This is a genomic window from Nocardioides sp. YIM 152315 (assembly GCF_029210375.1).
Taxonomy (GTDB): Bacteria; Actinomycetota; Actinomycetes; order Propionibacteriales; family Nocardioidaceae; genus Nocardioides.
The window spans coordinates 30,703-55,562 of record NZ_JARGER010000025.1 but is presented as its reverse complement, the minus strand read 5'-3'; the positions used below and the strand labels follow the sequence as shown (position 1 = coordinate 55,562).

Below are 24,860 nucleotides of genomic sequence, written 5' to 3'. Positions count from 1 at the left end.
GGGCACGTGAGCGGGTGCCCGAGCACCTGTGGGACGAGCTGAAGGTCGAGGCCGATGTCTCCGACCGACACGTCGACATCGTCGAGGTGCGCCCGCCGTGGGACGACGTCGGCGAGCAAACGCGGTTGCCGATCGCGCGGCTCGCTACACCAAGGCGACGGGCCTGTGGGCGATCTACTGGCGCGATCGCAACCTCAAGTTCCACCAGTACCAGCGCAAGCGCCCGACCAAGAACGTCCAGGCGCTTCTGGACCACATTGAGACGAGCGGCGACCCGATCTTCTGGGGTTAGCCAGTGGGTGGCAGCGAAGAAGACCAGCTATCTCGGTTGCCCGAGAAGAAGTCCCCTGGACCTCTTGTCACTGGCCTGTGACGCCATCGTAGTCCGGGTCGATGCCACTCGATCCCAGTCGGCAGCCTATGCAGTTGGGCTCAGTATTGCTCGGTACGGTAGGCGCTGGTACTTTGGTACCTGAGAAGGAGGGCAGCCCCATGGCTACCGCTACTGCGCCGATCAAGGTCGACGCCGCCACTGACGAGCTCGTGTCGCACGCAGCTCACTTCATGTCCCGCTCGAAGAAGGACATCGTTGACGCTGCCGTGCGTGAGTACATTGACGCGCACCGCGATGAGATCAACGCCGGGATCAAGGCTGCACTCGGCCAGCTCAACGGCACCGACTCAGCTGCAGTGTCGCTCATGACGGGCCTCAGCGTCGAAGAGCTCGACGACCTCGGCGGACTGCCGAAGTAACCGACGCATCGCCTTCGGCTGGACCGTCGGACCTGGCCGCTAGGTTCCCTGCATGACCTCGGAACCGATCGGCGTGCGTCCGACGAAGCGCTCCCTTGGTGATCTGGGGGCCGAGCTGCCCGACCTCGGTGTCCGCCTGGAAGAGATCGATCATCCGATCATCGTCAGTGCTCAGACTGTTCCCGAGCAGCGAGACGCCGGTGGAGCGGAGCGCGTCGTTTCTCTGACCGACCGTGTCTGGTTCAAGGTCGGGCTGCAGTGACCGAGCTCCGCGGCGTTGATCTCCCGGACTGGGTGCGCCCGAGCCGAGGGGCATGGTGGATCGGGGCCGCTGGCCGGCGTCAAGCGGACAGCGCCCAGCGCGACTTCTACGCCACGCTGCAGCGAGAGTGCACGACGGGGAAGACCGTCTCCTCGGACCACCTGCTCCCGGCGGAGTGGGACTGGAAGCGCCTCGCTGCAGAACAGGCCGTCGCGTGGCGTCGCAAGATGAAGAGCATCGTCATCCGCCTCGTTGCGATGTCCCTGAAGAGCGGCAGCCTTGCAGTCGCCGAGTTCCGCAATCATCGGATCAAGGCTCTCGTCCGGGCAGAGAACGGCCACGAGGCCTACCTCGCGATCATTGCCGAGGGAGTGCCGGACCCGCAGATGTTCGCATTGCTTCTCGACTGCGTCCCGGGAGTTGCGCCCGAAGACTGGCAGCCCGAACCGTCGCCCCTTGCCGAGATGAATCCTGGCTCGGGCGAGATCATCTGGTCGACGCTGTTCCCGTCCGAGATCGCCAGCGAGATCCTCGAGCTGGACGTCGACGACTGAGGTCCAGCGGTCCGCAAATAGTCCGCAAGAAGTTCGGCCGAGACCGATTCTCACCGACGACGTCCAACGGTCTCGAGAACGCGTTTGCGCAGGTCAGACCGTGTTTTTCGGCAGCGACCGGCGATGACCAACAACGGCCAAAACCCCGCGTGATCGTTCCGCTTCAACGTGTAAAGGCCCAGGTCAGCTCATCGACCCTTCTTGCCCCGTTCTTGCCCCCGTCAGCGACGAGGACTTCCTCGGTGAGGGTTGCGGCGGCCCTCCTGGTCCTGTCCTCGGCGGACGGTCAGGGTGCCTGTAGGTCTCCAGGGTCGTGCTCGGCCTGTCCGTGGGAGAGCCGGCTCGGGTGACTGCCCCGGTTAGACGGCGTCGGTGAGCAGCTTTTCGAGGAGCTTCTGGACGCGTTGGTCGATCTCGTCGCGGATGGCTCGTACTGCGTCGGGACCCTTGCCGGAGGGGTCGGTGAGCGCCCAGTCCTCGTAGCGCTTGCCGGGGAAGATGGGGCAGGCGTCGCCGCAGCCCATGGTGATGACGACGTCGGAGGCGGCGACGTCCTCGGTGAGGAGCTTCTTGGGGAATTCCTGCGAGATGTCGAGCCCGACCTCGGCCATGACCTCGACGACGGCCGGGTTGACGGAGTCGGCCGGGGCGGAGCCGGCGGAGCGGACGTGGACGCGCCCGGCAGCGTGGTGGTTGAGGAGCGCGGCGGCCATCTGCGAGCGGCCCTGGTTGTGGACGCAGACGAAGAGGACCTCAGGGGTGGTGGTCATGTGGATGTCCTTCTGGGTGCGGGATTGTTCGACCAGTGCGGTGTGCGCGATCTGGGCGGTGAGGGTGGGCAGTTAGGTCTAGATGCGGGCTTCGTGGGCGATGCGCTCGTAGGCGTCGGCGACGTAGGCGTAGGTCGTCTCGGGGCCGAAGATGCCGTCGAACTCCGGTGTCAGGGCTTCGGCGATGCGGTGCAGCAGTTGAGCGGGCTCGAGCAGGTGCCACCCAGTGAAGTCCGTGCGCAGCGAGCGGCGGGGTCCCGGTCGAGTTCAGGTGTCACGAGAGAGCTCCTCGGCTTCTGTCGGACGGGTAGTACCGGCGCCGCGCCCAGAGGGCGACATACACCAGGGCGACGAGGATGGGGACCTCGATGAGCGGCCCGACGACTCCGGCGAGCGCCTCGCCGGAGGCGACCCCGAAGACGCCGATCGCGACCGCGATGGCGAGCTCGAAGTTGTTCCCGGCGGCGGTGAACGCCAGCGCCGTGGTCCGCGGGTACGTCATCCGGAGCCGGTAGCCGAGGAAGAACGACCCGGTCCACATCAGGGCGAAGTAGACCAGCAGCGGTACGGCGATCCGGGCGACGTCCAGGGGCCGGTTGGTGATGGTGTCGCCCTGGAGGGCGAAGAGGATGACGATGGTGAACAGCAGCCCATAGAGCGCGGTGGGTCCGATCTTCGGCAGGAACCGGGACTCGTACCAAGCCCGACCCTTGACCCGCTCGCCGAGCGTGCGGGTCAGAAACCCGGCGAGGAGTGGGATGCCGAGGAAGATCAGCACGGACTTCCCGATGCCCCACACCGACACGTCGAGGCCGGTCTGGCCGAGCCCGAGCCAGCCGGGCAGCAGCTCGAGGTAGAAGTAGCCGAGGCCGGCGAACGCGATGATCTGGAAGACCGCGTTGAGCGCGACCAGGATCGCCGCCGCCTCGCCGTCGCCGCACGCGAGGTCGTTCCAGATCAGCACCATCGCGATGCAGCGGGCCAGCCCGACGATGATGAGCCCGGTGCGGTACTCGGGCAGGTCAGGCAGAAGTAGCCAGGCCAGGGCGAACATCACCGCAGGCCCGACGACCCAGTTCAGGACGATCGAGGAGACCAGGAGCCTCCGGTCGCCGGTGACGTGGCCGAGCTCGTCGTAGCGGACCTTGGCCAGGACGGGGTACATCATCACGAGCAACCCGATCGCGATCGGGAGTGACACCGACCCGACCTCGACCCTTGACAGTGCGTCGTCGAGACCGTCGACCGACCGGCCGAGCACCAGCCCGATGACCATCGCGGCGATGATCCAGACCGGCAGGAACCGGTCGAGCACCGAGAGGCGCTGGAGGACGGCCGCGTCGTCCGCCGTCGCGCCATCCGGGGCCGTGCGGTCGGTGTCCTGGGACAGCTCGCTCATGCTCCGGCCCCCACCCGCTGGGCGGTCGCGGGCAGAGAGAGACCGGCGGTGGTGAAGAGGGTCGCCATCGCTTCCATCGCAGCGGGGCGGGCCTGGTAGTAGACCCAGACGCCGCGCTTCTCGCGGTTCAGCAGCCCGGACTCGTGCAGCACCTTGAGGTGGTGGCTGATCGTGGGCTGTGACAGGTCGAAGGCGGGCAGCAGGTCGCACACGCACGCCTCGGCGTTCTCGTGCGAGAGCACCATCGACATCAGCCGGAGCCGCACCGGGTCCGCGAGCGCCTTGAGAAGCGGCACCACGTGGGCCGATTGTTCGGCGCTCATGGGCTCTCGAGCGAGCGGAGTGCAGCACGCCAGCACGTCGTCGGGGTTGCAGGCCCGGGAACCAGACATCGACATACGTGGACACTTACATCCATCTATGTCTGAGCGCGAGCCGGCGGGGCGAACACCGGGTGAACACGGCGCTTCGGCCTCGGCCTAGCGGGCTCGACGAGCGACGAGCACGGTGCCTGCGACCACCAAGGCCGCGCCCACCCACTGAGCGCTGCCAAGCCGTTCACCGGCGACGAGGCCGGCTGCTACGCCGAAGACCGGGATGAGCGGCAGGAACGATCCGGCCACGGAGGCGGGAACTTGCCTCAGGCCGGCGAGGTAGAACCAGAAGGCGGCCCCGTAGTACAGGATCCCGGAAGCCGCGGACGCCACGGCGACCCCCGGTGAGATCTCCGCAGGCCACCACTCTTGCCAACCCGCCAGTCCGGCCCCGACCGCCAGCGCGAGCGCGAATCCGAGCGCCGCTGCCTGTTGGAGCAGGACCACCGGCAGCGAGGCGTCGTCGACGAGCAACCGCCGCGTCAGGACGCTGTACAGGGCGCACGCGGCGACCGCAGCCAGGGTAAGGGCGATGCCTCTCGCGGCACCGGCAGCGCCTGGTTGGTAGACCACGAGGACCACGCCGACGACCGAGACCCCGAGTCCCGCTGCGAGGGCCGCCGAGATGTGCTCGCGAAGCAGCGCGGCGGCCAGGACCACGATGAGGACGGGCTCGGCCGCCCAGAGCAGGACGGACATGCTGGCGGTGATCGTCGCGAGGCCGAGGAGACCGAGCGCGTAGGCGATTCCCGGGTTGAGGATGCCCAGTGCAGTCAGTCGCCTCGTGTCGGGTGTCCAGGTGATCTTCGTCCGCGCCAGTCCACAGGCAGCGAGGAGGAACAGGCAGCTGGCTGCCAGCTGCATCGGGAGCAGGGCGAGTGGGTCGATGTCGTCGAGGACCTGCTTGGTGACGACGGTGCCGGTGCCCCAGCAGGCGGTGGCGGCGACGAGCATGACGGCACTCGGGTACTGCCATCGGTGGGGACGATGGGTGGACATGCTGGGGTGCGTGGGTCGGGCCATGGGTGCGCTCCGGAGGAGTGGCGGCGCGGAAACGCGCCGCGGGTGGGCGGGGAGGACGTGCGGCGATCTGCTGTCGGCAGCAGGTCAGCTCGCGGAGTCCTCTCCGTCGCAGCGGTCGTAGCCCGGCAGGCGGCGCAGCTTCGCCATGAGGCGGCTGCGCATCAGCGTCTGCATGAGGAACGTGGCCGGGCCGGACCCAGGTCAGTCGCTCTCGCGGCGGCGTTCGAGCAGGACGGTGTCGCGCCAGACGCCGTCGAGCTGTGCGATGCGGGAGCGAACGGCGAGGGTCTGGTAGCCGGCGGAGTGGTGCAGGGCGAGTGAGGCCCGGTTCTCGGGGAAGATCGAGGTCTGCAGGGTCCAGAGCCCCCCGGCGTCGGCCTCGGTGACCTGGCGGTGCAACAGCGTCTTGCCGACGCCGCGACCGCGGGCCGCCTCGGTCACGTAGACGCTGGTCTCCCCGACTCCGGCGTAGCAGGCGCGAGTGGAGGTCGGCGACGTCCCCGTCCACCCGACGACCTGCTGGTGTCCGTCGATGTCGAGCTCGGCGACCCACGCGTGGCCGGGGAGCCACTTCTTCGCCAGCGCGGAGATCGATGGGACTCGGGTCTCGAAGGTGGCGTTGCGGGTGGCGATGCCTTCGGCGTAGATGTCGCGCACGACCGGGAGGTCGTCGTCGACCAGGGCGCGGGTCGTGACGTCGGCGGGGAGGTCCTCGGGGCAGCACGGGGCCGACGCGAGGGTCCCCATGACCACGTCGGCGGCGTGCGGCAGGCCGGTGCAGCAGGCCGGGTTGACGCTGACGACCGAGGAGGTGCCGACCTTGTCGACGGCGACGAAGCCGACCTCGGCGAGCTTGCGGACATGGTGGGAGGTCGTCGACTGACTGATGCCGAGCTCTACGGCGAGGTCTCCGACCCGCATGTGACCGGTCGGTGCCGTCGACACCGCGTGCAGCAGACGGACGCGCGTCGCATCCGACAGCGTCGCGAACCACTCGGCGTACGTCGCGGCCGCGTCCTCGCCCAGCGTGAAAGGAGCGGTCGCCGGGAAGCTGCGTGAGTCGGCGCAGTCCGTGTCGCCGTCAGCGAGCGGGAGCTCAACGCGGCCGGCGGGTGGCGTGGTGTCGACGCTCATGAGTCGCAGCCTACCCTCTTCATCGACATATATCGATGGTTGCGCAGATCGACGCTGCTCGATACAGTCCTGCTTCATCGACCGTTGTCGATGAAGTGTCCATCCGTCGCCAGGAGTCACCATGAGCACCCCCTCCGCTTCGTCCGCCTTGACCCCCAGCCCAGACCTACCACTGGTCGTGGTCGGCGCCGGCCCGATCGGCCTGGCCGCCGCAGCGCAGGCTCAGTCGCGCGGACTTCCGACGGTCGTTCTCGAGGCCGGCGACTCCGCTGGTGCCTCGGTGCGCGCGTGGGGTCACGTGCGGCTCTTCTCGCCGTGGCGCGAGTTGATCGACCCGGTCGCCGAGGAGCTGCTAGCCGCTACCGGGTGGACATCTCCGGACCCGGACGGCTACCCCACCGGAGTCGAGTGGGTCGAGCAGTACCTCGCCCCTCTCGCGGCGGCCCTCGAGGCAACCGACGAGGTCGAGATCCGCTACGGCCAGCGCGTGGTCGGGGTCGCCCGCTACGGCCGGGACCGGCTGGTCGCCGCCGACCGCGAGCAGCTGCCGTTCACCATCCACACCCAAGCCCCCGCTGGTGCCCGCACCCGGTTGAACTCCGCGTCCCTCGTGGACGCCTCCGGCACCTGGACCCACCAGAACTGGCTCGGTGGAGACGGCTATCCGGCGGCCGGTGAGAACGAGCACGCCGAGCGCATCACCTACGGCATCCCCGACTTCACCGATCCGGCAGTCGCCACCCGGTACGCCGGGAAGCGCGTCGCGGTGGCCGGCGCTGGAGCCTCGGCCCAGAACGTCCTGGTCGGCCTCGGCGCCCTGGCAAAGGAGCAGCTCGAGACCAGGGTGATCTGGCTGGTTCGCCGTCCAGGCACCGACGACGCGTTCGGAGGCGGCGACAATGATCAGCTCGAGCAGCGCGGCGCGCTCGGCAGCAGCGCCAAGCGCGCCGTGACGGACGGCGCGGTCACCGTCGTGACCTCGTTCCGTACCAGCGACGTCGAGCTGTCCGAGGACGGCCGGCTGCGGCTGACCTCGTTCGCCGACCTCGGCGCCGGCGACGCTCCGAGTGCCGACGGCAAGGTCGTCGATGGCGTCGACGAGGTCATCGTGGTCACCGGGTTCCGCCCCGACCACTCCTGGCTCAGCCAGGTTCAGCTCGACCTCGACGGTGAGCTGGACGCCCCGACCCAGCTCGCCGGCGAGATCCACCCGGCCTGGCACTCCTGTGGAAGTGTCTCGCCGCATGGGGCGGACCGGCTTCGCCAGCCTGAGCCGGGCCTGTACCTGGCCGGGATGAAGTCCTACGGCCGCGCCCCGTCCTTCCTGGCGATGACCGGGTTCGAGCAGGTCCGCAGCATCGTCGCCGAGATCGCTGGCGATCAGGAGGCTGCCGACCGGGTCGAGCTGGTGCTGCCGGACACCGGGGTCTGCGGTGGTTCCGGACTCTTCGACGGTGCACCCGCCGACGGCGGCTGCTGCGGGACGTCCGCGGAGCCGGAACTCATCACCATCGGCGCCCCCGCCGGCACTTCGGTTGCACAGGTTGGCCCGTCGGAGGAGACGGGCGCGGTAGCTGGCGGTTGCGGCCCCAGCTGCGGCTGAGTCGCGCTCGGTGCACCCGACGACAGGGAGCGCGGAGCCCGCGGTCACTCTCGACCGAGGGCTCCCGCGCGCCGCGCTGTGCCGGGTCACGGTCGTGCTGTGCGCGACCGAGATCGTGTCCTGCGGGATCTTGTACTACGCCTTCCCGGTGCTCGCCCCGTCCATCAGCGACGACACCGGCTGGCCCACGACCGCCGTCGTGGGCGCCTTCACCCTCGCGCAACTGGTCGCCGCCTGCGTCGGTCTCCTTGTCGGCCGCCGCATCCACCGGCACGGGTTACGCGGTGTGATGACCGGCGACTGGTGCGGACCGGCATCCGCGACCCTCATCGGCGTCAACCGCGCCGCCCGCGATGCCGTCGCGAGCGGCGCGGCTGAGGATGATTGGGCTCGAGGCCGGGTCCCGCGACATGTAGCGAACCGCGGCGTACGGGGAGCATCGTCCGGAGCTCCATGAGCGAAGCCCTGCCCGCAGCACGGCAGCCCCGGTCGGCGGTGAGTCAGCAACCATTCGATCGCCGTGGAAGGTTGCGTGCTCAGGCGGCCCCGCCCGCGGCGGCACGGATGCCGCGCCGGCGCGGCACACGTCGCCCGCTACTCCAGCGTGACCATGGCCTCGGCGATCGCGCCGGCCGCAGCATCGGGGATCGCAGTGGACGCTTCCTCGAGGACGAGGAGCCGTGCCCGGGGGATGGCGCGTGCGATCGCCTCGCCGTTGCCGACGGGGAAGAACCGGTCCCGGCGGCCGTGGACGACGAGCGTGGGGACCTCGATCTCGGGTAGGCGTTCGCGCCAGCGGGGCTTGCAGTCGAGCCTGGCGAAGACCACGCCGACCTGGTTCGCCATCTGGACCGGCGGTGCGGTCTCGGGTGTGCGGTCCCAGATGCGCGCCGCGGTCGCGCGTGCGGCAACGGGGTCGTCGCCACGGATCTCCGCGCGGGCGGCGCCGAACGCCGCGACGGCCTCGCGGTCGGCCCAGTCGGGCATCGGGAGCGCGAACAGGCGCTTCGTCATCTCCTGGTCGTGGTCGGGAAGGTCGGCGTCGACCCTGCCGGGCGCAACCGGCCGGGTGCCGACCAGCGTGAGCGCCGAGAACGCGCCGGGATGGTCGAGCGCGGCGATCTGGGCGACCATCCCGCCGACGCCGACCCCCGCAAGGTGCGCCGCTCCGCCGCCGAGGACGTCGACGAGGGCCGCCGCGTCGGCGGCGAGGTCGCGCAGGGTGTAGGTGGGCGCCGTCGGGTCCGCGGTCGTCGACTCGCCGCTGTCGCGCAGGTCGTAGCGCACGACGCGACGCCCGGCGGCGGCGAGGCGCTCGCACAGCGAGTCGGGCCAGGAGAGCATCGTCGTCCCGCCCGCGAGCAGCACGAGTGGTGCGTCCTCGTCACCGAAGGACTCGATGCCCAGCGCGACCCGATTGGCCCGGATGGTGGTCAACCGGTCTCCTCAGCTATCCAGGGCGGCGACGACCGGCGCGGTCTTCGAGTAGCCGGCGGCCTCGACGATCTTGCCGTCGACCACGCGCATGACGTTCACGCCACGGACCGAGTCGTCGTGGCCTGGACCCCACACGTAGCGCCAGCGGATGAGCGCCCACTCGTCGCCGGTGTGGACGTCCTCGACCTCGAAGTGACTGGTGGTGTCGTCGATGAGTGCCTTCCACGAGCTGAACGAAGCTTCGTAGCCCTCGTCGCGGGTGCCGTCGGGTGCCGGCTGGACGCTCTCCATGACGCAGTCGGGGGCGATGATGTCCACGAGGAGTGTGGCGTCCCGCTCCTGGAACGCCCGGTTGAAGCGGTCGATGACCTCGTCGGTCGTGAGCCACACGTCGGTGGGTTTCGTCATCGCGGATTCCTTCTCGGTCTGGGGGTGGATCTGATCTCGTCAGCGCTCGCTCAGACCTGACCACGGCCGCGATTTCATCGGTCTCGTCGAGGTCTCAGCCCGCCGACGTCCGAGTCAGCCTGGCTCGCAGCCACCACCCGATGGCGTCGCGGGTCACGGAGTGACGATCGAGAAGTTCTTGTCGCCGGGTCGCAGCACCCCGAGAAGGCGGCCGATGGCCGACTCGTCGCCGGTCACCTCGATCCCGGTCTGGGCGAGGTTGCCGGTGGCAAGAGCGGGCAGTGCCCGTCGCGTCGTTCTGACGATCGTGTCGGCGTCACCGCGCTGCGGCCGCGCACTGTAGGTCAGCACGCCGTTGGCGAGCCGCACCCGGTAGCGCTCGTCGGCGTCGGTGAGCACGACGTCGATGCTGAGGTTCTCATCCCACGCCGCCGGTCCGTCGATCTGGATCGCGAGGGCGTCGAAGAGCATCTCGGGGGTGAGCTGGGCGACGACGTCAGGCGCGTTCGTCTCGGTCGGCGTCCCGAACTGGCCGTTGCGCAGCTCGGTCGCGGCGGAGAGGTAGAAGTCGCGCCAGGTGCCGTTCTCGGAGCCGTAGCCGAGCTGCTCGTAGGTGTCGGCGAGGATGTCACGGGCGGCCTGGTGGTCGGGTTGGGCGAAGACCGCGTGGTTGCCGATCTCGGCCGCCCAGCGGAAGTCGCCCTCGTCGAACGCACGGCGTGCCGCGGACACGGCAGCGTCGATGCCGCCGGCGAGCTCGACGTACCGCTTCGCCCGCTCGACCGGCGGGTGCTCCCACAGGTGGGCGGGGTTGCCGTCGAACCAGCCCAGGTAGCGCTGGTAGATCGCCTTCACGTTGTGGCTGACCGAGCCGTAGTAGCCACGGGTGCTCCAGGCGTTCTCGAGGGCCGGCGGCAGCTGGATCTGCTCGGCGATCTCGGGTCCGACCAGGCCCTGGTTGAGCATCCGGAGGGTCTGGTCGTGCAGGTAGGCGTAGAGGTCTCGCTGGAGCGAGAGGAACTCGACGACCCGCTCGTTGCCCCACGTCGGCCAGTGGTGCGAGGCGAAGACGACCTCGACCTCGGCCCCGAAGAGGTCGATGGTCTCGGTGAGGTACTTCGACCAGCCGTGCGGGTCGCGAACGACCGCACCTCGGAGCGTGAGGACGTTGTGCAGGTTGTGCGTGGCGTCCTCGGCCGCGCACAGCGCCTTGAAGTCGGGCAGGTAGATCAGGAACTCCGACGGTGCTTCGGTGTCGGGGGCCATCTGGAACACCATCCGTACGCCGTCGACGGTTTCCTCGTGTCCGGTCTCGGTGACGATGTCGGTCGGCTCCATCAGCGAGACCGTCCCGGTCGAGATGGTCTGGCCGAGCCCGGCGCCGACTCCGCCCCGGGGTCCGCGCGTCAGCGCGGCGCCGTACATGTAGGCGGCACGCCGGTTCATCGCCGTGCCGGCGTAGACGTTCTCCGCGACGGCGTGCTCGACGAATCCTTCCGGAGCGAAGATCCGCACCTCGCCCGCGTCGACCTGCTCCTGCGTCACGAATCCCCTGATGCCGCCGAAGTGGTCTGCGTGCGAGTGCGTGATGACGACTGCCTTGACCGGCCGGTCGCCGCGATGCTTCCGGTAGAGGGCGAGGGCGGCCGCGCCGGTCTCGACGGACAGCAGGGTGTCGAAGATGATGACGCCCTCGTCGCCCTCGACGATCGAGGTGTTGGACAGGTCCATGCCGCGGACCTGGTAGACGCCAGGGACGACCTCGAACAGGCCGTCGATCGCTGCGAGCTGCGACTGCCGCCACAGGCTCGGGTTCACGGTGTCCGGTCGCTCGCCCTCGAGGAAGTCGTAGGTCGAGTTGTCCCACAGCACCGTGCCGTCCTCGGCGACGACGGGTTGCTCGATCGGGGCGATCAGGCCGCGCCGGGCGTCCTCGAAGTCCTGGGTGTCGGCGAACGGGAGGATTGACTCGAGGTGCGCCTGCTGCTCGATGATGGTGCGGCTGGCGGCGCGCGGTTCGGTCGTCATGGACCCAGTTCTCCAGATCGAGGGCGCTTCGGCCTCATCCGGAACGGGTGAGTGTGAGGAACTCGTTCGCAGCCGCTCCCATCGTCTGCGGCCTCCCTCGGCGGCGCGACCTGCTCGATGCGGAGAGACTGCTCCTTGCAGGTCACGTGGCGCGCTCCGGCGCCGTTGCTCGGCGCCGACTCCGTGTGCCACGATCGGGCGCTCCACGAGGAGGTTCGTCGTGTCCAGATCTCGGCTGAGTCGACACCCGTCGCGCGCAGGGTCCCGGCCGTCGACCACCGAGGTGCCGGCGGTGCCTCCGATCCTGGACGGCTACGCCTCCGAGGCGCCGACACCCCAGCTCGCGATCGACATCTTCGCCGGCGAGTGGTCGTCGACGTTCCCGGCCGGGAACGGTGACTCCGGTGGACACGCTGCCCTCTTCGAGGACGCGCGGATCGCCTGGGCCATCGACCGGCTCGGCGGCGTCGAGGGCAGGTCGGTCCTCGAGCTGGGGCCGCTCGAGGGCGGGCACACGACCATGCTCGAGCGGGCCGGCGCCACCGTCACGGCCGTCGAGGCGAACAGCAGGTCCTACCTGAAGTGCCTGGTCACCAAGGAGATCATGGGGCTGCAGCGGAGCAGGTTCCTGCGCGGCGACTTCGTCGCCTACCTCGAGCGGGACCGGCCGTCGTACGACGTCGTGCTCGCGAGCGGGGTGCTCTACCACATGATCGACCCGCTCCGGCTGCTCGAGCTGGTCGCATCCGTCGCCGACGCGCTCGTCCTCTGGACGCACTACTACGACGCCGCGATCATCGGGGCCGCGCCGATCGCGCGGCAGTTCAGCCGACCTCCCGACACGGTGGTGCGCGACGACCGGACCTACACGCTGCACCGGCGCGACTACCTGGAGGCACTCGGGTGGGGCGGCTTCTCCGGTGGCGGGGCGACCTACGCGAACTGGCTCGAGCGCGACGACATCCTGGCCGCGCTGCGGACGCTCGGGTACGACGACGTCGAGACCGGGTTCGACCAGCCCGACCATCCCAACGGGCCGGCCTTCGCGGTCGTCGCTCGGCGCGCGACACCGCATCGTCGGAGCTGAGATCAGGCCGCGGACCCGAGGATCTCCTCGTGGTACGCCGCCACGACGCGGCGTGCCGCCGTCCTCGTCCTCGCCGTTGTCTCGCGCGCGAACGGGTACCCACGGTGCGTGGAGCTGCTGGTCTTCGACGTCAACGAGACGCTGTCCGACATGTCGCCGATGGGGGCGCGCTTCGAGGACGTCGGCGTCCCGGGAGAGGTGGCGGCGGCCTGGTTCGCCACGCTCCTGCGGGACGGCTTCGCGCTCGCGGTCGCGGGAGAGCAGGCACCGTTCTCCGAGATCGGCGCCGACGTGCTGCGCACCGTGCTGACCGGACGGGAGCTGACGACGAGCCTCGATGACGCCGTCGAGCACGTCCTGGCCGGCCTGCAGGAGCTCGACGTACACGACGACGTACCCGACGGCGTCCGGGCGCTGCGTGGCCTCGGCCTCCGGCTGGTGACGCTGAGCAACGGCTCGTCCGCGATCGCCGAGCGGCTGCTGGCCCGGGGGGACGTCGCGGACGGGTTCGAGCGGCTGCTCAGCGTCGAGGAGGCAGGCGTGTGGAAGCCCTCCGCCCGCGCCTACGAGTACGCCGTGTCCTCGTGCGGCGTCGAGCGAGCTGCGGCGATGCTGGTCGCGGTCCACCCGTGGGACATCGACGGTGCCTCCCGCGCGGGGCTCGCGAGCGCGTGGATCAACCGCGGCAGCGCGCCGTACCCCGGCCACTTCCGCCCGCCCGACGTCGAGGCGGCATCGCTGGTCGAGCTCGCGGAGCGGCTCGGCGCCTGACCGGTCGTCGGGCCTCGCGTTCGCCTGAACGGGTGACTGACCCGGCGTCCGGGCGTGGGCCGCCGCGCGCGGTGGTTGAATTCGCGCGTGCCCGCCCGTCGACCGCCGTACTCCGCCCGCGCGGTGGTGCGCGTCGTGTCGGCGCTGGTGGTGCTGCTCTCCGTGGTCGTCGGCGTCCTGCTCGCGGTGACCGTCCGGCAGTTCGTGGTCGTGCAAGACCGCCTGGAGCACGAGCTCAACCCGGCGCGCGTGGAGCTGAGCACGATCTTGGCGCTCTACGTCGACCAGGAGACCGCGGAGCGCGGCTACATCCTGACCGGGCGCTCGGAGTTCCTCGAGCCGTACGACGAGGCCGCGCCCCGGATCGACGAGACGCTGGACGACCTGGACGGCCAGGTGTCGCCGGTGGTCCGGGAGCGGGTCGCGGCGATGGACCAGGCGCACCGGGCGTGGCTGAGCGCCGCCGCGGAGCCCGAGCTCGCCGCGGCCCGCAGCGGTGACCGCGAGGGCGCGGTGGAGCTCGTCGGGTCCGGCGACGGGCGCCGGCTCTTCGACCAGGTCCGGGCCGCCCACGAGCGGGCGGACGAGGCGGTCCGCGCCGAGCAGGACGATGCGTCGAGGCGAGCGGACTCCCTGCTGCGGCGGCTGTCGGTGCTGCTCGCGCTGACCGTCGTCGCCTTCCTCGCGACCATCCTGGCGGGGGCCGGCGCGTTCAGTCGCGCGGTGCTGCGTCCGCTCGCGGAGCTCGGCCGCAGCAGCCGGTCCGTGGCGCAGGGCGAGCTCCACCACGCGGTGCAGGGGAGCGGGCCGCGCGAGATCTCCGAAGTCGCGGACGACGTCGACACCATGCGCCGGCACCTGCTCGACGAGCTGGACGCGAGCCGGCGCGCGTCGGAGGCGCTGGTCCTCGGCGAGCCCGCCGTCCGGGCCCTGCAGGCGGCGCTCTCCCGGCTCTCACCGCCCGGTCCGGGGCTCGAGGTCGCCGCCCAGATCGAGTCCGCCGAGGGCGTGCTCGCCGGTGACTTCCTCGACATCGTGCGCCTCGACGGCGGGCGGACCGCGGTGGTTCTCGGCGACGTCTCCGGGCACGGGCACGAGGCGGCCGTCGTCGGGCTGCGGCTGAAGAGCGCACTGTCGACGATGCTCCAGCGGACCGCCGCCCCCGAGGTGCTCGCAGCGGTCCGGGACGGCCTGGCCGGCGAGCCGGAGCTGTTCGCGACCATCTTCGTCGCGCTCGTCGACCCCGGGGCGGACCGCATCGACTACGTCAACGCCGGCCACCCGCCGCCGTGCGTCGTCAGTGCCGACGGGGTGACCGAGCTCGGTCCGACCGGTCCTCTCGTGAGCGGAGTGATCACCGAGGGGACCTGGTCGGTCGCCGCGTGCCCGTTCCGCGCCGGCGACCTGCTCGTCGCCTTCTCCGACGGGCTGCTGGAGGCCCGTGACGAGACGGGTGCTGAGTTCGGCACCGACGGCGTCGCGGCGGTGCTGCGGGACGGCGCCGACGGTGCACCCGACCTGATCACGACGCGGATGCGGTCGGCGGTCCGGGACCACGCCCGTCGTCAGCGCGACGACGTCACGATCCTCGTGGCGCGGCGCACCTGACTCTCACACGACGCCGCTTCCCGACCCAGTCTGTCGGCCGCGCCACGAGCGGCGCCCGTGCGGCAACCAGCCGGTGGTCAGGCCGCGGACCCGATGATCTCCTCGCGGGTACGTCGCCAGGACGCGGCGCGCTGCCGGTCGCTGGCCAGGGCGGTGCTGGTGGAGCGCAGCTCCCGCTCGGCGCGGGCCCGCCACGCGGGGCCGTGGGTGCCGGCCAGGCAGGCGCGGAAGTCGTCGAGCCAGTGCGCGACCGAGGTCTGGGTGTCGACGGAGGTGGTCATACCTCATCCATCGGCCATCTCCGCGGACGCTTGAGACCTCAACCAGAACCGGTCAGAACTCGACCTCGCCCGACGGCTGAGTCGTGCCCGACCGGCCGGGGTAGTCCATCATCCAGCTCGCGTAGGTGTTGGTGAAGTTGATCTTGGTGCGCGCCGAGATCAGCTCGCCGCCGGTGTACTGCGCCGGGATCTCGCCGGTCGTGTGGCAGTCGGACACGAGCGTGACGTCGTAGCCGCGCACGAGCGCCCCGTGGATCGTCGACCGGATGCAGGCGTCGGTCTGCGCACCGGCGACCACGAGGTGGTCGGCGCCCAGGCGGGACAGCACGTCGGCGAGGTCGGTCTCCTCGAAGGAGTCGCCGTACCGCTTCTGCACGACCGGCTCCTCGCCGGCCGGCTCCAGGCCATGGGCCAGCTGCCACGGCTCCTCTTCAGCGACGAGCTCGCCGCTGTTGTGCTGGACCCACACCACCGGCACCTCGGCGGCCCGGGCCCTGTCGACCAGGCCGGCGACCCGCGACACCACGCCGTCGGCGTCCCAGGTGCCGTCGTCGGCCAGCACGCCCCGCTGGAGGTCGACGACCAGGAACGCCTTCTTCTTCTCTGCCTTCGTCTCGGTCATGGTCAGACGGTACGGCGGGCCGCCGACAGTGAGATCGATCAGCCGAAGAGCCCGAGCAGAGGACGCGGGTCGGGGGCGTCGCCCGGCGCCTGGAGCACCACGGTGTCGGCGCCGGCCGCGCCGAGCTCGTCGATCCAGCCGCGGACGTCGGCGGCGTCGGGCGCCACCTCGGTGTAGGCGGCGACATGGGACTTCGGGCCGACCGCCGCACGGGCCCCGCGTACGACGTCGGGGTCGGTGACAGAGTCGAGCAGCACGCCGTCGGAGACCTCGCCGGCCAGCGCCACCGTGCGAGGGCCGCGCGCGCCCAGCAGGAGCCGTGGCCGTGTCGGCGGCGGCCAGTCGAGGGCAACCTCGTCGAGCCGGACGTAGCTCCCGGACACCGACACGGTCTCGCCGCGCAGCAGGTCGCGGACGGCCTCGGTGTGCTCGCGCAGCAGCGTCATCGGTGAGTCGGCGCGGGCGCCGACCTGGCCCATCCAGTCCTGCACGCCGTGGCCCAGCGCGACGGTGAGCCGGTCCGGGAAGAGCCGGGCCAGCGTGGCGATCTCCATCGCGGCGAGCGCCGGGTTGCGCAGCGGCACCGGCAGCAGCCCGACGCCGACGCGCACCCGGGACGACCACGCGAGCGCGGCCGCCGCCGTGGTCAGGCCGCCCTCGAGGAAGCAGTCCTCCCAGAGCCACAGCTCGTCGACGCCGGAGCCGTCGACGGCCTCGACCACGGCGCGCAGGTCCTCGGGAGGCGACTGGGGACGGAAGACGACGCCGGTCGAGGTCAGTGGACGGGCACCCATCGGTCGAGGGTATCGGCCAGCTCGGTCGGCGAGATGGGCTTCGCGACGTAGTCGTCCATGCCCGCCGCCAGGCAGCGTTCGCGGTCTCCGGGAAGGGCACCCGCGGTCATCGCGATGACCGGGGTGTGCCGCAGCATGCCCTCCCGGCGGCGCAGCTCCCGGGTGGCCTCGTAGCCGTCCATGACCGGCATCTGCACGTCCATCAGCACCGCGTCGTACGTCGTGCGCTCCAGCGCCTCGAGCCCGGCGACCCCGTCGTCGGCCAGGTCGACCTCGAAACCGAGCCGGCTCAGGACCCCCTCGGCGACGATCTGGTTGATCTCGCCGTCCTCGACCACGAGCACCCGCCCGCGTCGCGGTGCCAGGTCGGCGTGCCGCTGAGCGAGCACTGGAGTCGTGGTCGCGGGAGCGCGCACCGCTCTCGCATCGTCCACCGCCGGGAAGGGCACCGAGAACCAGAACGTGCTGCCGAGACCGAGCTCGCTGTCGACACCGATCGTCCCGTCCATCGCGTCGACCAGCTGTCGGCAGATGGCGAGCCCGAGGCCGGTCCCGCCGAAGCGGCGGGTCGTCGAGGAGTCGGCCTGCGAGAACGGCTCGAAGAGGCGGCTGCGGGCCTCCGGGTCGATCCCGATCCCGGTGTCGGACACCTCGAACCTGACGACCACGTCGTCCTGCGAGCGCGACTCGAGCAGCGCGCGCACGACCACCTCACCGGTCGCGGTGAACTTCACGGCGTTGACCACGAGGTTGAGCAGCACCTGCCGCAGTCGGGCTGGGTCGCCCCGGAGCTCGACGGGCACGTCGGGGGAGCAGTCGCACGACAGCGCCAGGTGCTTCTCCTGCGCGGGCTCGGCGGCGAGCCCGACGACCTCGGCCAGCACCTGCTCGGGATCGAAGGCGATCGTCTCCAGCTCCAGGTGGCCGGCCTCGATCTTCGAGAAGTCGAGGACGTCCGTGATGACCGTGAGCAGTGCCGAGCCCGCCGTGCGCAGCCCCTCGGCGTACTCCCGCTGGCGCGCATCGAGATCGGTGGCGAGCAGGAGCTCGGTGAGCCCGATGACGCCGTTCATCGGCGTGCGGATCTCGTGGCTCATGGTGGCGAGGAACTCCGACTTGGCACGCGAGGCGGCGACCGCGGTGTCCCGCGCCAGCGCCAGCTCGGAGCGGGCCTCGCTCTCGGACCGCAGCAGCCGCGCCATCCGGACGAAGGTGAGGAGGACGAGGACGAGCATCCCCGCCAGCGCCGCCGTGGGGCGGACCGGGCGGCCGAGGAGGGAGTCGAACAGCAGCAGGCCGGGCGGGACGAGCAGCGGCACCACCGCGAGCCCGAGCTTGCCGTACGCCGCGCCGGCGTCGCCCGCGACGACGGCATGCAGCGCCGGAGTCGTGAGCGGACGCAGCGTGGCGGCACCCATCAGCATCGACCCGACCATCCAGCCGGCGTCCATCACCGCACCGTCCAGCCCGAGCACGTAGTAGGCGAGGTCGGCGGCCAGCCAGCAGCAGACGCCGAGCAGGAAGCCGAGGCCGAGCCAGTTCCGCGCCCGGCGCACGGCGAACAGGCGGAGCACCAGGGCCAGCAGCACGGCGTCGGCCACCGGGTAGGCGGCGAGGACGATCTGGACCGAGGTGGTGGCCGGCTGGTCGGCGATCATCTCGGCGATCGAGAAGTTCCAGAAGAGCAGCAGGCAGAGCGTGACGACCGTGAACGCGTCGATGAGCGCGTCCGGGTCGATCCGGGTCGCGCGTGCGCCGTCTCCGCGACGGACCGCGGCGACCAGCAGGGCGGCGCCCAGCGGGGTAGCTGAGGAGGAAGGGCACGTCGGGGAGGGAGACGTCCGGATCGAGGCCGACCCACGCGTAGACGAGCCAGCTCAGGTCGCCGACCGCCGACAGGGTGAGGCCGGCGGCGATGAGGCCGGGCACCAGGCGCCGCTCCGGCGCGGCGCGGCGGGTGCCGCACCAGGCCAGGACCGGGCCCGCCCAGATGCCGAGGAGGTACGACGCGTCGCCGATCGGCCCGGTCGGCGTCCGGAGGTGGAGGAGCACGAGCAGGCCCGCGGCGAGGCCGAGCCACCCGAGCGCGGGCGCGCGCAGGGTCAGCGACACGATCTCCTCCCCCATGGCCCGACCGGCGTGGTCGGGCGGCACCTAGACTCGACGTGTGAGCACCAGGTCCGGGCCCGCTGTTCGTCCGGGCATCCGACTCCTAGATCGGCTGATGAAGTCGATTCCTTCGATGTCCGTCGCGCGGATGACGCCCGACCGGCTGTCGGAGGTGCAGCACGCGGTGATCCCGGACGGCGGTCCGGCCGCGCTGCTCCTGGGGCGCCCGCGTCCGGGCGTCGAGATCCGGGTGAGCCGCTTCGCGGCCCGGCACGGTGACCTGCCGCTCCGCATCTACACGCCGCAGGCGTGGTCGCGGACGGCGCGCCCGGTCGTGCTCAACTTCCACGGCGGCGGGTTCGTGCTCGGCAGCGCCCGCCAGGGCGACTGGATCTGCAGCGTGGTGGCGGCCGACCTCGACGCGATCGTGGTCTCGGTCGACTACCGGCTGGCGCCGGCGCACAAGTACCCGGCCGCCGTCGAGGACTGCTACGACGCGCTGCTGTGGACCGCCGCACACGCCGGCGACCTCGGTGGCGACCCCGCCCGCATCGCCGTGATGGGCGACAGCGCGGGCGGCAACCTCGCCGCGGTCGTCTCGATCCTCGCGCGCGACGAGCGCGGCCCGTCCGTGCGCCACCAGGCGCTGATCTACCCGGCGACCGACATGACCGACGCGGCGCTCGAGGACGCGTCGTACGCCGCCAACACCCGCGGCATCGTGCTCAGCAACGAGGACATCGACGTCTTCCGCGACCACTACCTCGCGGACGCCGACGATCGCGCCGATCCGCGGCTGTCGCCGATCCGCGCCGACCTCGCGGACCTGCCGCCGGCGGTCGTCGTCGTGGCCGGGCTCGACCCGCTGCACGACAGCGGGGTCCGCTACGCGCAGGCCCTCGCCGACGCGGGCAACGCGGTCAGGGTCGAGGACTTCCACCAGATGCCGCACGGGTTCCTGAGCTTCCCGTACCTCGCCCACGCGGCGCGGCCGGCGATGGCCGCGATCGTCGCGTCGCAGCGCGCCGCGCTGGGCTGAGACGGGTCGTCAGTCGTCGAGGAAGGCGATCTCCTGGAGCAGCGCCAGCGGCGGCGGCTCCGTCGACAGGGGAGTGGCGAGCGGGATGGGCGCCGCGGCCGGAGCTGCCTCCGGCGCCACCGGCGCCACCGGCGCCACGGGCGTCGGTGCCGCGGGCCGCGCGGATGCCGGTACGGCGAACACGGTGCGCGCCACCGCGGCCAGCTCCCTCAGCCTTGCGCGGGCGTCCTCGGTCATGTCAGGGCTCCTGGGATGAGTCCGGCCCGGAACTCGTGCGAGTCCCGGGCCGGGGCGTTCGTTCAGGGGCAGGTCGGCGTAGCGGGGTCGTCCTGCAGACCGCCGTCGAGCGACCGGTAGATGTAGACGTTGGTGTTGCTCTTGGCGTCCGACGCCTTCGAGTTGTACCCGTAGAGGCAGTAGCCGCCAGTGGTCGCGGTCGACTTCACCAGTTGGACAGTGTTGCCATCGCTGACCTTGAAGTCCTTGAGCTCGGCCGCGCCCGGGCTATCGTCGTCGACGGTCTCGCCAACGATCGCGGAGGTCGGGTTGTCGACGACCCAGGTCTCGACCGTGGTGGCCGCGTTCTTCAGGTCGGTCTTGAGGCTGGCGTCGACGCCCTTCTTCTGCTGGCTGAGGAACAGCGGGATGGCGATCGCGGCGAGGATGCCGATGATCACGACGACGACGAGGAGCTCGATCAGGGTGAAGCCCTGGTCCTTCTCCTTCAGGGCTTTCTGCATCCGTGCAAGCATTGTTTCTCCTGGGGGGTGTGCCGGGAACCGAGAGTGGATCTGCCGCTCCCGAGCGACGGCGATGAGTCGATCGGCTCTTCCCATCGGCCGCGGCGACCCCGACCTGAGCAGTCCCGCCGCAGTCAGTCGGCGACGTACTGCGCGTCGATCTCGCTGAACCGCTGCTGGTTCCAGCGCGAGCCGACCGGGTCCAGGAAGAACGGTGGCGGGGAGAACCTGAGCCGGGTGTCGTATTGGTAGTCCTTGAGGTAGCCGGAGACGGCTCCGCCACTGGAGTTCGAGGTGCCCACCGGGCCGCGGAAGCGTTGCGCGATCGACCCGAAGAGATGGATCGTGCCGAGGCTGGAGCCCACGTCGTACTGCTGCACCTCGAAGCTGTGCTGGAGGGTCAGGATCGACGCGTGGATGGTCGGGCTCGACACCGAGCCGGTCAGGTTGTTGGAGCCACGGGCCCAGGCGACGCACTCGTCCCTGACCCAGACCCAGTCGCCGTACCGGCGCTCCCAGTGGCCGTCGTACTGCGTGCACTGGCCCTTGCTGATCGGGTGGTAGATCTGCACCGAGTTGGAGGCGATCAGGCCGAGCACGTCGGTGCCGGTCTTGCCGCTGCGGTAGAGCAGGCTCCCGGTGATCACCACGTTGTGCTCGGCGGAGATCGTGACCCGGCCCTGCAGCGTCCCGTCGACGTAGACCGTGCCGTAGCGGCAGCTCGACTCGGTCAGCGTCTGGTTGTAGTCGTCGGCGTGGGGGAAGCCGCCGATGCTCCGGGCCGCGCAGGACCCGCTGGGGGGCTGCAGCGGGTGTGTCGCCGGCACGTTCTGGACCATGATCAGGTTGTTCTGCGGCACCGCGACGCGGCGGGGCCAGGTGCCGGTGTCGCTCGGAGCGCTGCCTTCACTGACGTAGTCGCCGGCGCACCCCGGGTTGAGGGTGCTGAGCCGGGAGTAGGGGCTCCACACCGTCATGGTCCCGCTCGGACTGGCGTTGAATCGGATCCGCGTCGGGCCGGTGTAGAGGCACCCGGCCAGATCGGTCTGCGCGGGGTCGACGTACTGCTTCAGGTCCCCGATGCTGGCGGGCAGGTCGAGCACCTCCCGGTAGGCGATGTCCTTGTCGAACTGGGGCGTCGCCGCCGTGTTCGGCTTCCGGCGGTAGCAGGCCGACTGCGAGGTCCGGTTGCGGCAGGCCGGGTCGGAGGTCGTGACCTTGTCCTTGAACCTGGGCCCGGTCCCGTTCCGGTTCAGCATCAGCATCGTGTCGTTGGAGTGGACGGGGCCGTCGAGGACGTCGCCGCCGACGAAGTTGATGTCGACGCAGTCGCTGTTCCGCACGCCACTGTCCGCCGGGCCGCGCCAGTAGTAGCGCGTGCATCGATCGGCAGCCTGCCCGGGGCTCATGCCGTCGATCCCGGAGACGTAGTCCGCCGGATCCTTGGTCTCGTACATGGTGTGGTAGAGGAACTCGCCGAACCCGTCGCGGCGCAGGGTGACGCTCACGCTGCGGGTGATGTAGTCGTCGGTGCTCTCGCGGACGCGTCCGGTCGAGACGAGCCGGACCGTGCCGTCGGCGGGCGTGGTCGACAGGTCCGCGTCGTAGTGGAACTCGCCGGGCGTCTCGCTGCGGACCGGCAGCCAACCCACCGAGGTCGACGGCCCCCAGCCGCAGGGCGGGCTGCTGCCCGTGAGCGGGCGCTGGAGGGCGAGGTTCTCGCAGTCCCAGGCGTCGTCGTCGGCGGCGCGCGGCCGGTAGTCGTCGTTGGGCGTGATGGCCCAGTACTGGAAGCCGTCGTCGTCGTCGTTGAGCCGCGCGAGGTAGTCGTCGACCCCGGCCTCGGCGGCCGCCAGTGCCTGGTACCAGGCGGTCGCACGCTTGGCCTGGCCCGACACCTGGAGGCTCCCGGTGAGGGCCACCGTGACCACCACCATCGCGATGGTCATGCCGCACAGCACGAGGATCAGCGCGGACCCCTCGTCACGCCTCCTCATGTCTCCTCCCGGGCGTTGGGGAGGCGGATCCGTTGCTCCATCTCGGCGGACGTGTCGTCGCCGCGACCCGGCACGGTCTGGATGCTGAGGACGACGTCGATCGTGGCGATCGTCCCGAGCTCGTCCCCGGGCACGGGCGGACCCGACGTACGCGCACCGGCGAAGCTGAAGTAGCGGAAGATGCCTCCGGCGGGGACGTCCAGCCCGCGCGCGAGCGTGCGCACCGCGGGTGCACCCGAGGGGGCGGTGTCGCAGTCGCCGGCGGTGGCCGTGGGGAGCGTCGTCTGCTCCAGGGCCGAGTCCGCGGCGTCGTACCGGACGATGAGCTTCCGCGGCCCGTCGTCGCGAAGCTCGGCGTAGAAGGTGACACAGGTGCTCGTCGCGTCGATGATCATCACCCCGTCGACCGGCGCCGCACTGCGCAGGAGCGTCCCCGCAGCCGCGAGGCCGAGGTTGGCCTGGCTGCTGTTGTCGAGACGCACCTGCAGCCCGGACGCGGTGCGCATCCCGATGATGGCGACCGTCGCGATCATCGTCGTGAGCAGACCGAAGAGCCCGCTCGCGACCAGCACCTCGACGAGCGTCATGCCGGCGTCCCGCGGCTGCCGGTCCGGCTCCCGGCTCACGGCAGGACCACCGTGGTCGGCTCGCCGGGGCCGACGATCACCTCGGTGCCGCCGATCGTCCACACGCCGTAGGGCAGGCTCGTCCTGAGCACCCCGCCGGTGGTGGTCGGCTCCTGGGTCGGCTCCTCCGTCGACTCGGCGGTGGGGTCGGCGGTGGGGTCGGCGGTGGGATCGGCGGTGGGATCGGCGGTGGGGTCGGCGGTGGGGTCGGCCTCCCCCTCCTCCTCCGGCACGGTCTGACCGAGCTCGACGGTCGTCGGCGCGGTGCAGAGCCGGTCGGCGGCATGGGTGGCGGTGATCGTGGTGCCGGGCGCGGCGTGCACCTCGACCGCGCCGAGCGTCAGCACCGGAGGTGGCCCCGACCCGTCGGCCGAGGCGATGACCGACACACCGGTGGAGGTCGGGCTCCCGTCCTCGCAGCCGCCGAGCCACAGCGCGTAGCCGCTCGGGTAGGGCCACAGGCCGGAGATGGTGCGGGTGTCGCCCGTGCGCTGGCAGGGCCACCGGGGCGCGTCGTCGGGGTCGGCGGGCTCGTCGAGACACGTGACGCCGGCGCCGATCGGCTGGAGGGCGCTGTGGCCGAGAGTGATCGGCAGTGCGAGCACCGCGTCGGCGGGGGCGTACCCCGGATGCCAGCCGAGGGCGGCCGTGATCGTCGCCGGCATGCCGTACTCCACGGTCTCCCCGGCGAGCTCGTTGCGCTCCACCGTGATGTCGACCTGGGCGGTCGGCTCGCCCGCCGGCGTGCTGAAGCCGGGGTGGGAGGCGGACACCGTCCAGCGGCCCGGCTCGACGGGGATCGTCACGCACCCGCTGCTGTCGGTGTAGCGGGCCGCGGTGGTGGGCGCAGCGTGGGACGACGCAGTCACGGTGACGCCCTGCTGGCCCTGGCCGGCGGCGTCGATGACCCGCAGCGCGATGTGGCTGGTCCCCGACCACTGGAGCTCGGGCGTCATCAGGGTGTCCACCGTGACGGGCGGGCGGTCGCCGAGCGCGGGCCAGGTCACGTTCGCCGTCACGTGCAGGTAGGGCAGCTCGTCCTCGGCGTCGTCGTTGGTGTCGGCGTCGGCGTCGTCGCAGGCCGAGCCGCGGTCGCTCTCGGCGCTGCCGACCGACACCCAGCGCGCCTCGAGCTCCACGGTGTAGGGCACCCCGTCGACCTCGTAGGGATCGCCGTCGACCCCGCCCGCCAACGGGTTGCGGTTGGTGCCCTGCAGCGCCTCGGCGAACGCCGGGCCGCGGGCCCGGGTCGGGTTCATGTCGTTGAACGCGTCGCGGACGATCTCGATCTCGCGGGTCGCGAGGTTGACCGCGGTGAGGCGCGCCTTGTCGTCGATCGTGGTCGCGATCGCCGCCCCCAGCACGGCGAGGACGGCGGTCGCCATGACCGCGAAGAGGCCGAACGCGACGACGACCTCGACAAGGGTCATCCCCTCGTCGG

The 24,860-nt window shown here is 71.1% G+C and carries 26 protein-coding genes; 9 read left to right on the top strand and 17 right to left on the bottom strand.

The genetic code is table 11. The features are described 5' to 3' along the window. Positions 1–97 precede the first annotated feature (97 nt). From PZ894_RS08100 to PZ894_RS08085, 4 genes are all read left to right on the top strand, one after another. Positions 98–292, top strand: coding sequence for a DUF3024 domain-containing protein (locus PZ894_RS08100; protein WP_275743992.1), 195 nt, complete (start codon positions 98–100; stop codon positions 290–292). Positions 293–492: 200 nt separating this feature from the next. Next, a complete protein-coding gene (locus PZ894_RS08095) occupies positions 493–753 on the top strand; it encodes a hypothetical protein (protein WP_275743991.1) in 261 nt (86 codons plus the stop codon). Positions 754–805: 52 nt separating this feature from the next. After that, a complete protein-coding gene (locus tag PZ894_RS08090; protein WP_275743990.1) occupies positions 806–1,015 on the top strand; it encodes a hypothetical protein in 210 nt (69 codons plus the stop codon). Then, positions 1,012–1,569, top strand: coding sequence for a hypothetical protein (locus PZ894_RS08085; protein ID WP_275743989.1), 558 nt, complete (start codon positions 1,012–1,014; stop codon positions 1,567–1,569). The genes PZ894_RS08090 and PZ894_RS08085 overlap by 4 nt, the downstream gene beginning before the upstream one ends. 359 nt (positions 1,570–1,928) lie before the next feature. Here PZ894_RS08085 and PZ894_RS08080 read toward each other — a convergent pair whose 3' ends face one another. The 5 genes from PZ894_RS08080 to PZ894_RS08060 all read right to left on the bottom strand — a co-directional run bounded on the left by PZ894_RS08080 (position 1,929) and on the right by PZ894_RS08060 (position 6,269). Continuing rightward, a complete protein-coding gene (locus tag PZ894_RS08080) occupies positions 1,929–2,339 on the bottom strand; it encodes an arsenate reductase ArsC (RefSeq protein ID WP_275743988.1) in 411 nt (136 codons plus the stop codon). A gap of 274 nt (positions 2,340–2,613) precedes the next feature. Further along, positions 2,614–3,738, bottom strand: coding sequence for an ACR3 family arsenite efflux transporter (arsB, locus tag PZ894_RS08075; RefSeq protein ID WP_275743987.1), 1,125 nt, complete (start codon positions 3,736–3,738; stop codon positions 2,614–2,616). Then, positions 3,735–4,061 (bottom strand): metalloregulator ArsR/SmtB family transcription factor, encoded by a 327-nt coding sequence (locus PZ894_RS08070; protein WP_275743986.1) that lies wholly within the window; start codon positions 4,059–4,061, stop codon positions 3,735–3,737. Before PZ894_RS08070 ends, arsB begins: the two co-directional genes overlap by 4 nt. A gap of 156 nt (positions 4,062–4,217) precedes the next feature. Continuing rightward, on the bottom strand, positions 4,218–5,066 hold the full coding sequence (locus tag PZ894_RS08065; RefSeq protein ID WP_275743985.1) for a DMT family transporter: 849 nt from the start codon (positions 5,064–5,066) through the stop codon (positions 4,218–4,220). A gap of 270 nt (positions 5,067–5,336) precedes the next feature. Further along, positions 5,337–6,269, bottom strand: coding sequence for a metalloregulator ArsR/SmtB family transcription factor (locus PZ894_RS08060; protein WP_275743984.1), 933 nt, complete (start codon positions 6,267–6,269; stop codon positions 5,337–5,339). Positions 6,270–6,390: 121 nt separating this feature from the next. On the opposite strand from PZ894_RS08060, the gene PZ894_RS08055 reads away from it, so the two are divergent. Next, positions 6,391–7,872, top strand: a complete 1,482-nt coding sequence (locus PZ894_RS08055; RefSeq protein WP_275743983.1) for an FAD-dependent oxidoreductase — start codon at positions 6,391–6,393, stop codon at positions 7,870–7,872. A 594-nt stretch (positions 7,873–8,466) separates the two neighbouring features. On the opposite strand, the gene PZ894_RS08050 is transcribed toward PZ894_RS08055, so the two are convergent. From PZ894_RS08050 to PZ894_RS08040, 3 genes are all read right to left on the bottom strand, one after another. Beyond that, a complete protein-coding gene (locus tag PZ894_RS08050) occupies positions 8,467–9,309 on the bottom strand; it encodes an alpha/beta hydrolase (protein WP_275743982.1) in 843 nt (280 codons plus the stop codon). A gap of 9 nt (positions 9,310–9,318) precedes the next feature. Then, positions 9,319–9,717, bottom strand: coding sequence for a nuclear transport factor 2 family protein (locus PZ894_RS08045; protein ID WP_275743981.1), 399 nt, complete (start codon positions 9,715–9,717; stop codon positions 9,319–9,321). A gap of 153 nt (positions 9,718–9,870) precedes the next feature. Next, positions 9,871–11,745, bottom strand: a complete 1,875-nt coding sequence (locus PZ894_RS08040; RefSeq protein WP_275743980.1) for an alkyl sulfatase dimerization domain-containing protein — start codon at positions 11,743–11,745, stop codon at positions 9,871–9,873. 292 nt (positions 11,746–12,037) lie between these two features. Between PZ894_RS08040 and PZ894_RS08035 the strand changes: the two genes are divergently transcribed. The 3 genes from PZ894_RS08035 (at position 12,038) to PZ894_RS08025 (ending at position 15,211) form a co-directional block, all read left to right on the top strand. Next, a complete protein-coding gene (locus PZ894_RS08035) occupies positions 12,038–12,832 on the top strand; it encodes a methyltransferase domain-containing protein (protein ID WP_275743979.1) in 795 nt (264 codons plus the stop codon). 108 nt (positions 12,833–12,940) lie between these two features. Continuing rightward, positions 12,941–13,603, top strand: a complete 663-nt coding sequence (locus PZ894_RS08030) for a haloacid dehalogenase type II (RefSeq protein WP_275743978.1) — start codon at positions 12,941–12,943, stop codon at positions 13,601–13,603. Positions 13,604–13,690: 87 nt separating this feature from the next. After that, the gene (locus tag PZ894_RS08025) at positions 13,691–15,211 is read left to right on the top strand and encodes a SpoIIE family protein phosphatase (protein WP_275743977.1); all 1,521 of its coding nucleotides are present in this window, start codon (positions 13,691–13,693) and stop codon (positions 15,209–15,211) included. Positions 15,212–15,288: 77 nt separating this feature from the next. Here the strand turns inward: PZ894_RS08025 and PZ894_RS08020 are convergent, their stop codons facing one another. Genes PZ894_RS08020 through PZ894_RS08005 form a run of 4 tightly spaced genes read right to left on the bottom strand, consistent with a single transcriptional unit; the run spans position 15,289 to position 18,566 of the window. Beyond that, a complete protein-coding gene (locus PZ894_RS08020) occupies positions 15,289–15,492 on the bottom strand; it encodes a hypothetical protein (RefSeq protein ID WP_275743976.1) in 204 nt (67 codons plus the stop codon). A 52-nt stretch (positions 15,493–15,544) separates the two neighbouring features. After that, a complete protein-coding gene (locus tag PZ894_RS08015; RefSeq protein ID WP_275743975.1) occupies positions 15,545–16,114 on the bottom strand; it encodes an isochorismatase family protein in 570 nt (189 codons plus the stop codon). Between the two features lie 38 nt (positions 16,115–16,152). Then, a complete protein-coding gene (locus PZ894_RS08010) occupies positions 16,153–16,908 on the bottom strand; it encodes an LLM class flavin-dependent oxidoreductase (RefSeq protein ID WP_275743974.1) in 756 nt (251 codons plus the stop codon). Continuing rightward, positions 16,890–18,566, bottom strand: coding sequence for an ATP-binding protein (locus PZ894_RS08005; protein WP_275743973.1), 1,677 nt, complete (start codon positions 18,564–18,566; stop codon positions 16,890–16,892). The genes PZ894_RS08010 and PZ894_RS08005 overlap by 19 nt, the downstream gene beginning before the upstream one ends. Positions 18,567–19,132: 566 nt before the next feature. On the opposite strand from PZ894_RS08005, the gene PZ894_RS08000 reads away from it, so the two are divergent. After that, positions 19,133–20,056 carry an alpha/beta hydrolase gene (locus tag PZ894_RS08000; RefSeq protein ID WP_275743972.1) on the top strand — a complete coding sequence of 308 codons (924 nt, stop codon included), beginning with the start codon at positions 19,133–19,135 and terminating at the stop codon, positions 20,054–20,056. Between the two features lie 9 nt (positions 20,057–20,065). Here PZ894_RS08000 and PZ894_RS07995 read toward each other — a convergent pair whose 3' ends face one another. From PZ894_RS07995 to PZ894_RS07975, 5 genes are all read right to left on the bottom strand, one after another. Next, positions 20,066–20,293, bottom strand: a complete 228-nt coding sequence (locus tag PZ894_RS07995; protein WP_275743971.1) for a hypothetical protein — start codon at positions 20,291–20,293, stop codon at positions 20,066–20,068. A 62-nt stretch (positions 20,294–20,355) separates the two neighbouring features. Then, entirely contained in the window at positions 20,356–20,796 is a 441-nt protein-coding gene (locus tag PZ894_RS07990) for a prepilin-type N-terminal cleavage/methylation domain-containing protein (protein ID WP_275743970.1), read from the bottom strand. Positions 20,797–20,930: 134 nt separating this feature from the next. Further along, positions 20,931–22,793 carry a pilus assembly PilX N-terminal domain-containing protein gene (locus tag PZ894_RS07985; RefSeq protein WP_275743969.1) on the bottom strand — a complete coding sequence of 621 codons (1,863 nt, stop codon included), beginning with the start codon at positions 22,791–22,793 and terminating at the stop codon, positions 20,931–20,933. Next, positions 22,790–23,419 carry a type II secretion system protein gene (locus PZ894_RS07980; protein ID WP_275743968.1) on the bottom strand — a complete coding sequence of 210 codons (630 nt, stop codon included), beginning with the start codon at positions 23,417–23,419 and terminating at the stop codon, positions 22,790–22,792. Before PZ894_RS07980 ends, PZ894_RS07985 begins: the two co-directional genes overlap by 4 nt. Further along, on the bottom strand, positions 23,416–24,849 hold the full coding sequence (locus tag PZ894_RS07975) for a carboxypeptidase regulatory-like domain-containing protein (RefSeq protein ID WP_275743967.1): 1,434 nt from the start codon (positions 24,847–24,849) through the stop codon (positions 23,416–23,418). Before PZ894_RS07975 ends, PZ894_RS07980 begins: the two co-directional genes overlap by 4 nt. Positions 24,850–24,860: the final 11 nt, after the last annotated feature.